Genomic DNA, 7,962 nt, shown 5'->3' on the forward strand with positions numbered 1-7,962 from the left:
CTGATACGGTAGCCTTCGCCTTCCCGTATAAAAAATTTACGCAGGCGTTCCGGCGACACATCTGCAGCATCATTCAGGGTATAAACGCCTTCCCGCGCATGAGCGATCGCCGCTTCATCAATGTCGGTAGCAAAGATCTGAACTTTAGGTGCGTCAATAACTCCCAGGGTTCTTTCTGCACACAACATGGCCAGCGAATAGGCTTCCTCTCCGGTTGCACAACCGGCTACCCATATACGCAGCTGTTCTTCGGCATGCTTATTCTCTATAAGCCGGGGCAAAATATCGTTCTCTATCATTTCAAAAGCCTTACGGTCCCTGAAAAAATTGGTTACCGAGATAAGCAGGTCCTTTAGCAGCGCAGTGGTTTCTTCGGGATTTTTCTGGAGATAGGTAACATAGGTGGAAAGATCCGGCATGTTGCGGATATTCACACGCCTTTCTATCCGGCGCAGCAGCGTAGGCCGTTTGTAATTGGAAAAGTCCTGCCCGGTACGCATCCGCAGCTGGGAAAAGATCTCTCTTAAGGCTTGTTGCTGTGCTTCAGGACGTTTATCGGCCTCCACTGTTATTTGTACGGTATCCAGGCTTGCCTTGTATGCAATGATCTTGTTGGGTATAGCTGCTACCGGCAGCACATCATCTACCAGCTCTGTTGCAATTGCATTGCGGGGCATTTCATTAAACTCTGCCTCGCGGGGCACCTGCACAAAGGTGGCGCCGCCGTTTTCTTTTACACGTTTAAGCCCCATAGAGCCATTGGCGCCGGTGCCGGATAACACTACGCATACTGCCCGTGGGCCATGTGATTCGGCCAGTGTGCGGAAGAAGATATCCACCGGTGCACGCCGGTCGCTTTCCCCGGTATTATCAGAAACCAGGATATGCCCGTCCAGCATGGTCAGGTGCCGGTTAGGCGGCACTACATAAATATGATCCGGCTCCACGGCTACTTTTTCAGTTACTTTAGTTACAGGTATATGAGCTATTGCCCTTAACACTTCCGCTAATTTGCTGTCGTAGTCAGGCGATAAATGCAAAATAACAACGTATGCCATGCCGGTGTCCGCAGGCACATGCTCAAAAAATTCCTTGAGGGCCTGTACTCCGCCTGCGGAGGCTCCTAACCCGACTATCAAAAAATCATTGCGGTCAGGCCGCCCTGCAAGCGCATTATTTAAATTTGAATTTGACGGGTTCATTAAATGCCCAACGTTTTAATTATGTAGCTGACTGCAATATATTAATTATCGGCATTATCACCACCTGTTTGCAGCGCTTCTTCACGGATCGTGTCGGTACTGATGTACTCATGTGTGTGCACTGTTTGTAAAAGCACCTGAGCGCGGAGCTCTGCTTCGTTTGCCTTTTTGAAATAAACAGCGGCCAGCTTGGGTTGGTTCGCATCTGCAAAATGATCTCCCATATGATTTAGGAACAGTACGCTTTCCCGGATATTGCGGATGGCATTCCATAATGCATGTTCAATATTCTCTGAAATGGAGGCCAGAAGGGTATCGGCAGAAAAAGCATGGCCGGTATGGCAGCGGAAGCGTATACGATCCCCTTCCTTTAATGCAGATAATACTCCATGACATTCCGGGCAGGTGTAAGGAGTAAGATCGCTGGTGTCACTGAAGAAAGTTTGCTTTTGCATAGCTATGTTAATTTCGGATACAGCAGCTTTATTATGATCCTGTGTTTGAGACGGCACTACTTCTTTAACCAGCTGGCCTAATAACCTGCCCATCTGGCTTGCAGGTATTATATGGTCCGCTTTTATTGCTTCTGCGGCCTTCTGGGGCATGGAGGGCACCTGCGCATCCTGCGGATCCTGGATCACGGCCAGCCCGCCGCACTGTTTAATGGTCCATGACCCTGCTGCGCCATCATCCAGCGCACCGGATAATATAACGCCGATCACACTGGCGCCATATGCAAAAGCTGCGGAACGGAATAAAGGATCCACCGCAGGCCGGAAGCGGTTTTCCCTTGGCCCGCGTGAAATACGCACTACATCTTTTTCAAGCATCAGATGGTGGTCAGGCGGGGCTACGTATATACGTCCCGGTATGACCGGTTCCCCGTCAATGGCATTCGCCGCGGGAAGCACCTGCAATGTATTCAGCACATCCGGTAAAATACCCCTTACATCCGGCGCCATGTGCCATACAATAAAGATAGATGCCTCGAGGTCCCTGGGCAGGCCTTCAACTACTTGCTTAATAGCCTCAATGCCACCGGCCGAAGCGCCCATAACAATAATATGTCTGTGATCCATAAAGAGCAAAACACAATTATTGTTCCGGAAGGCCGCGGGTAGTTTATTAGTCGATCCTGATCCTGTATACGGTATACGGTGAAGTTCGCTTGTCAATACCGTTATTGTACTCAGGCTGCTTCTGGATCTGCGAGCAGCTCACATAAAGATATCCCCCGGCTATGGAATAGCTGTCGGGCCAGATCAGCCGCGGATCCTGCACAATAGTATGCATGGTAAGGTTGGGTGTGATCTTTAAAAGGCGGTAATGCTGCAGATCACCCATATACAGGTTGCCACTGCGGTCAAAGATCATCCCGTCTGTAGTTGAAAAATGTCCCAGGTCCTGAACATGGTTTTCAAGCGCTTTGCCGGAAAGGTTCCAGTCCCGTAAATACTGCGTTTCTATACGATACAGCTTATCATCGCTCAGGGGTTTATAATACAGCCATTTACCATCGGGTGTAAGCGCAATCCCATCTGAATTGAATTTAGCAGGCTTGCCGTCCTTCATCAGCTCACGGCCGTCGATGATGAACTTAAATGCCGGATCAGAGATCACAGAGTAGTGGCCGGCCAGCACCCGGCGCATCTGGTGGGTGGCCAGGTCAATAACAATAATGCCACCGCCCTTGGATTCCGTTAAATAAGCAAATTGCCTTCTTACATCAATGCGCACATCATTTGCATAAGCAGTATCCGGCAGCACTGCATTGAGGTCAAAGATCTCCATAGGCATTTTTCCGTTGCCCAGCATCTTAACCAGCTTAGCGCCCTGGCCCTGGATGGTTTTTAAGAAAGGCGCAGCGGGGTCCAGCACCCAGATGGTGTTATCATCATCTACATAAACGGACTGTACACAAACCCATTTATTCCTGCCATCTGTGCCGGGTTGCCAGCTGTTCATAGCTTCATCAGGGTAAGGCGTTGCGCGAGTTGTATCCTGCACACTCACCACTGCATGCTTATACTTTAAAGACCAGCGGGGATAGTTTACCAGCAACAGGCCGCCCTGCTGCTTAGCCACCCCGGTTAACTGATAGGCGGAGTCTTTGAAAACGAGCTCCAGCTTTGAGGGGTGATCCCCACCCGGGAAAGGTTCATGCTTACATGCAATGATGCCTGAGAGCATGATGAAAAGTAAGACTGCGGAGAAATTCCGGTTCATAGTTAAGCATTTTATGTTTGAGAAAATATGGATCTGATACCGCTTACCGGTGCTGGTGTTTACGGTTCACCAATACATAACCAATGATGAGCATTACTGCTGAAACACCTAAAAAAATAAAGTTGCCGGTATTATGATCTGCAGAAAATTCTATGACGTTGTGCAATTTCAGGAGCTGATGGTCAATGAGGCCCTCCACAATATTAAAGAGCCCCCATCCCAGCAACAGGCCGCCGCCAAAGAGTTTCCCGGAACGGTCAATGTCTTTCCTGGAAAGCAGCTTCCACATTAAAATAATGCCTGCCAGCACCACCAGCATACAAAAGAAATGGAAGATGCCATCCCAGAACATGTTAATGCTTTTGCCGGTGTAGTCCGTAGCGGGAATTTTGTTGGACAGCATTTCATGTACCTGGAGCAGCTGGTGCAAAACAATGCCATCCATAAACCCGCCCATACCAATGCCCAGCACCATGGATGCCGTAGTTAAAGGAACCGGGGAAAGTATGGGCGTACCGGGGTTTGCAGCCAGCCTGTACCGGTGCCTTTTTGCAGCCATTGCTACTAAAATAACCACGATCACAGCTAATACAATAAAGGCCGACAGCATGGTGAGCAGGTTGGGGTAGAACTGGCTGTTATAAATGCCTTCCAGGACTTTTTTATTACAGAAAGGACAAGCTGAACCGGTACTGTTTATACCGGTTAAGAGGGTTGTTAACAAGAATGCTTTTTTCATTGATGATGCTTATCAGTGTATTTGTCAGGCGCACAATTATTATGCCCCTGCGTTGACCGGATCCACTGGCACGATTTTACGCACTTTGTTTATGAACAACGGGATGCAGGTAAAGGCAATACTCCCGGTCATCAATTAATAACAGTTAAACCTATTTGTATGTTAGTACCTCTTTTGGCGCTTGTTTTTGTAGTAATAGCAGTAGTGGTTTATTTAGTTATGCAAAGCAGCAGGAAAACGAAAGATACCGGCAACCGGTAATTTGTTACAGGATCAGCTCCACGTAGAAGATCAGCCCTTTTTTGGGTAAGCTGTCTTCACCGCAGTAACATGTTGCAATACATAGCACCATCGTTTCATTGGCCCGTATGTTGTATGACTACTAAAAAATTAAGTATGAAGCTAAGTCCGGCTCTTGTGAAAAAGTTAGGCCAGCCCTATGCGCCCTCAACCATGGTAGATATGGTGTTTAAAGGGAATGATCTCTCATTCAAAACAGATGAAAAGGGAAATGCCATCCTGTTATTTATCGGTAAAAAAATGGAGGATGGTAATATCAGAGGTGAACGTTATGCCCGCACCTTAAAGTATGACCGCAACGGTGGGCTGATCAAGGATCATTGGGAGCTCAAAGGCAAGGCAACATGATGATAATTATTTAATAAAATAAAAGAGTGTATGGCAGAAACTATGAAAGCAGCGCTTAAAACAGCGAACGGAGAATTTGAACTGGCAGAGGTGGAGCGGCCTCAAATAACAGATCCCCACTGGGTATTGGCCAGGGTAAAGGTAGCAGGGATCTGCGGCACAGACCTGCGGCACTGGAAAAAAGATGATCCGCATTTGAAAGGTAAGATCATGGGGCATGAGCTGGGAGCCGAAATTATCGAAGTAGGCAGTGAAGTTACCAATGTGAAGCCAGGCGACCGGGTGGTGGTGGAAACTTTGCTGGGCGATGAAACCTGCGACTGGTGCCGGGTACAGCAATATAACCTATGCCCGAACCTGTACAAGGTACGTATGAGAACAATCTCGCAGGCCTTTGCGGAGTACGTAACAGGACCCTCAGAAAAGTTTTACAAATTACCGGATCATGTGAGCTATGAAGAAGCAACCTTACTGGATACTTTTTCCGTTTGCCTGCATGCTATTAACCTGAGCGGCATAAAATTAAATGATAAGGTGGCCGTTATTGGCGCCGGACCCATTGGCCTGGGGCAGGTACAGCTTGCAAAAGCCTGTGGCGCAGATGTGATAGTAACGGACGTTGTGGATTCATCCCTGAAACTAGCAAAGGAGCTGGGCGCCGATGTGGTAGTGAACACCCGGAACACAGATGGATATAAAGAGGTGATGGAGTTTTCGAAGAACAGGGGAGTGGATATAACCTTTGAATGTGCCGGTGGCCCCTCCATGCCGGTTACCCTGCCGCAGGCAACCACCTTTACCCGGATTGGCGGAAAGGTAGTGATAGTAGGTGGTTTTGAGCCCGGAAAAACCGCTATTGAGCTGGAATGGCAACGGATCCAGAAGGCGGAGATCCAGCTGATACCAAGCGCCAGCTATGCGTTCCGCGACATTTACCCTGAAATGGAAATATGCCTGGACTTGTTAGCCAAAGGAAAGCTGAACGCGAAAAAGCTTATCACACACAGCTTTTCAATAGACGATATTAATAAGGCCTTTGAAACGGCGCAGGATAAAGAACACACCCACGCCGTTTTTGTAGCCCTTACTATCTGAGGACTTAAATGATCTGTAAATGCGGCCGTATTTTTATATCCACTACATCGCAGCGTTTAGGCTGCATAATAGTATATAGCACTGCGGCCGCAATATCTTCCGCCTTCAGCATTTCAAGATCTTCTTCTTTTTGCCGCTGATCCGGTACGCTAACGGGCTGCATATCCGTACCCACTGCGCCTGGTTCTATCAGCGTTACTTTAATGCCCATTTCATTGATCTCTTTACGCACACTTTCAGAAAAGCCCTGAATAGCTGCCTTGGTAGCTACATAAACAGAGCTGTTCTTTTCACGCACATCTGCGCTCATGGAACCAATGTTAATGATATGGCCTTCTTTATTAGGCTGCATACGGTCAATAGCCTGGCGTGTACAGGCCATGTATGAAAGCAAATTGGTGTTAACCACTTTCTGCCAGTCGGCATAGCTGCCGTCTGCAATGCCCTGGTAGGCCAGCGCGGCACAATTTATAAGCACGTCCAGTTTCTTAAAATGGTTATCTGCTTCGTTAAAGAGCTTATTGATCCCCTCTTCAGTGGAAAGATCAGTGGTAATACCGGTAAGGCTTCCCTTCAGCTCTTCCTGCCCGGCACTGTTAAGTGTGTCTGTAAGGTGCTGCGGGTCCTGGCCTGCGATCAGCACATCGGCTCCCTGCAGTGCCAGCAATATTGCCGTTGCACGGCCAATGCCGGTAGTGCCGCCGGTTACAACCACTGTGCGGCCGGTAACAGTACCGGTTAATTGTTCACCGTATGCTGCTGTTTGTAATGATTCCATTTAGCTTAAGTTTTTTTGATGAAGATTTTATTTCCAGTTAATGGTTACTTCCTGGTTTCCAGGTATATTATAAGTGATCTGCCCTTCAGGGGCGCTGGTGCTTTTTACCGGTTCATTGTTTGCCAGTACGCTTAGTTCCGGCGCCGGTGCGCCGTTGGCTGTTATAATACGCATACAGCAGCTAAGCTTTTTACTGCCCAGCACTTTAAAGGTTAGCTGCCTGCCGTTTTGTTGCTGCGCCGTAACCGGGTAATCAATAAATACCATAAATGAAGCGTCCTTAATTTTTATATAATGCCGGGGTACTATCCCAAAGGCCAATCCTGATCCATATACTTCCTGCCCAACACCGCCGGATTTTTCCCAGCCGTCATGCATATCTTCCAGGGCAATCCAGAGCTTGGGATCTACTTCGCCTGTTTTAACTTCATCTGCCAGCATTTCCTTTGGTAACATGGGCGGGTAATAATATGCAGCCCGGCTTAGAGTATAGCGTATAAATTCCGGTATTAATAAAGTAACTGCAGGCAGCAGCTCCAGGCCCTCTGCATGCATCAGGAAATCATGTAAAGCGGAAAAACCTTCCTGCTCTTCATACACAGCCGTGTAGGGTGCATCATTGAGGGGGAATAGTGAAAAGAAGTTAGGAAAGTTTTTGCCATAGCCGTAATTGCATTGCCAAAGGGCTACGTTCTTGAACAGGTTAGCAATACACAGGTAAGCCAGCTTAAGATATATTTCTTCTTTGCACTCTTTGTACAGCCGCAGCATGGCGCCGGCTGAAAAGGCGGTGTTGTTGGCCTGGTAAAATATATCAAAGCCATAGTCCTGCAGTGTAAGCGCAGCCTTCTTTGCTTCATCAAGATACCGCTCTTCACCGGTTAGTTCCCAGGCCTGCAGCATCAGGTGCGCATATGCGCCGGCAACATCCTTTTCGCCGCCTTCACCCGGCTGTGTTTCGGCTTTTACCACTTCCAGGGTTTCCATATTGTAAAATACGGGCCAGCGGTAATTGAAGTGATGGGCTACTTTCATTGCAAATTCAAGTGAATTCAGCAACAGCTCCTTTGCCACATTATCTCCATCCAGCGCTAGTCTTGACAGGTTCAGCAAGGGGTGGTGCAGGTACCAGGCATCCATTACCTTGGGCGATTTTTGTTCTTCCGATCCATCGAGCTCGCTTTCCAGTGCCGGCAGCCAGCGCATAATGGTTTTCAGCTTTTCATTGTAGAAGGTTTTCAGGTTGTTGTAAATATCATCGCCAAAATGTACAT

General features: G+C 48.0%; 7 protein-coding genes and 1 pseudogene. 2 read left to right on the top strand and 6 right to left on the bottom strand.

Annotation, left to right across the window (positions count from 1 at the left end; translation table 11 throughout):
- The 4 genes from VIM87_RS30325 to VIM87_RS30340 form a co-directional block, all read right to left on the bottom strand.
- On the bottom strand, positions 1-1,202 hold a 1,202-nt coding region (locus VIM87_RS30325), incomplete at its 3' end, for a chemotaxis protein CheB (protein ID WP_332000608.1).
- A 41-nt stretch (positions 1,203-1,243) separates the two neighbouring features.
- The gene (locus tag VIM87_RS30330; RefSeq protein ID WP_332000609.1) at positions 1,244-2,281 is read right to left on the bottom strand and encodes a chemotaxis protein CheB; all 1,038 of its coding nucleotides are present in this window, start codon (positions 2,279-2,281) and stop codon (positions 1,244-1,246) included.
- Positions 2,282-2,327: 46 nt separating this feature from the next.
- Positions 2,328-3,428: an L-dopachrome tautomerase-related protein gene (locus tag VIM87_RS30335; RefSeq protein WP_332000610.1), complete on the bottom strand. Its 1,101-nt coding sequence runs from the start codon at positions 3,426-3,428 to the stop codon at positions 2,328-2,330.
- Between the two features lie 43 nt (positions 3,429-3,471).
- Positions 3,472-4,167 (bottom strand): DUF2243 domain-containing protein, encoded by a 696-nt coding sequence (locus tag VIM87_RS30340; protein WP_332000611.1) that lies wholly within the window; start codon positions 4,165-4,167, stop codon positions 3,472-3,474.
- Positions 4,168-4,584: 417 nt separating this feature from the next.
- Here VIM87_RS30340 and VIM87_RS30345 point away from each other — a divergent pair, with 417 nt between their 5' ends.
- Both VIM87_RS30345 and VIM87_RS30350 read left to right on the top strand, forming a co-directional pair.
- Positions 4,585-4,815 (top strand): hypothetical protein, encoded by a 231-nt coding sequence (locus VIM87_RS30345; protein ID WP_332000612.1) that lies wholly within the window; start codon positions 4,585-4,587, stop codon positions 4,813-4,815.
- 30 nt (positions 4,816-4,845) lie between these two features.
- Positions 4,846-5,910, top strand: coding sequence for a zinc-dependent alcohol dehydrogenase (locus VIM87_RS30350; RefSeq protein WP_332000613.1), 1,065 nt, complete (start codon positions 4,846-4,848; stop codon positions 5,908-5,910).
- Between the two features lie 4 nt (positions 5,911-5,914).
- On the opposite strand, the gene VIM87_RS30355 is transcribed toward VIM87_RS30350, so the two are convergent.
- The gene (locus tag VIM87_RS30355) at positions 5,915-6,688 is read right to left on the bottom strand and encodes an SDR family oxidoreductase (RefSeq protein WP_332000614.1); all 774 of its coding nucleotides are present in this window, start codon (positions 6,686-6,688) and stop codon (positions 5,915-5,917) included.
- Positions 6,689-6,715: 27 nt separating this feature from the next.
- Positions 6,716-7,962: pseudogene (locus VIM87_RS30360) on the bottom strand (hypothetical protein); the annotation flags it as partial.

It is taken from the genome of Chitinophaga sp. (genome assembly GCF_036569125.1).
In the GTDB taxonomy this organism is placed as follows: domain Bacteria; phylum Bacteroidota; class Bacteroidia; order Chitinophagales; family Chitinophagaceae; genus Chitinophaga.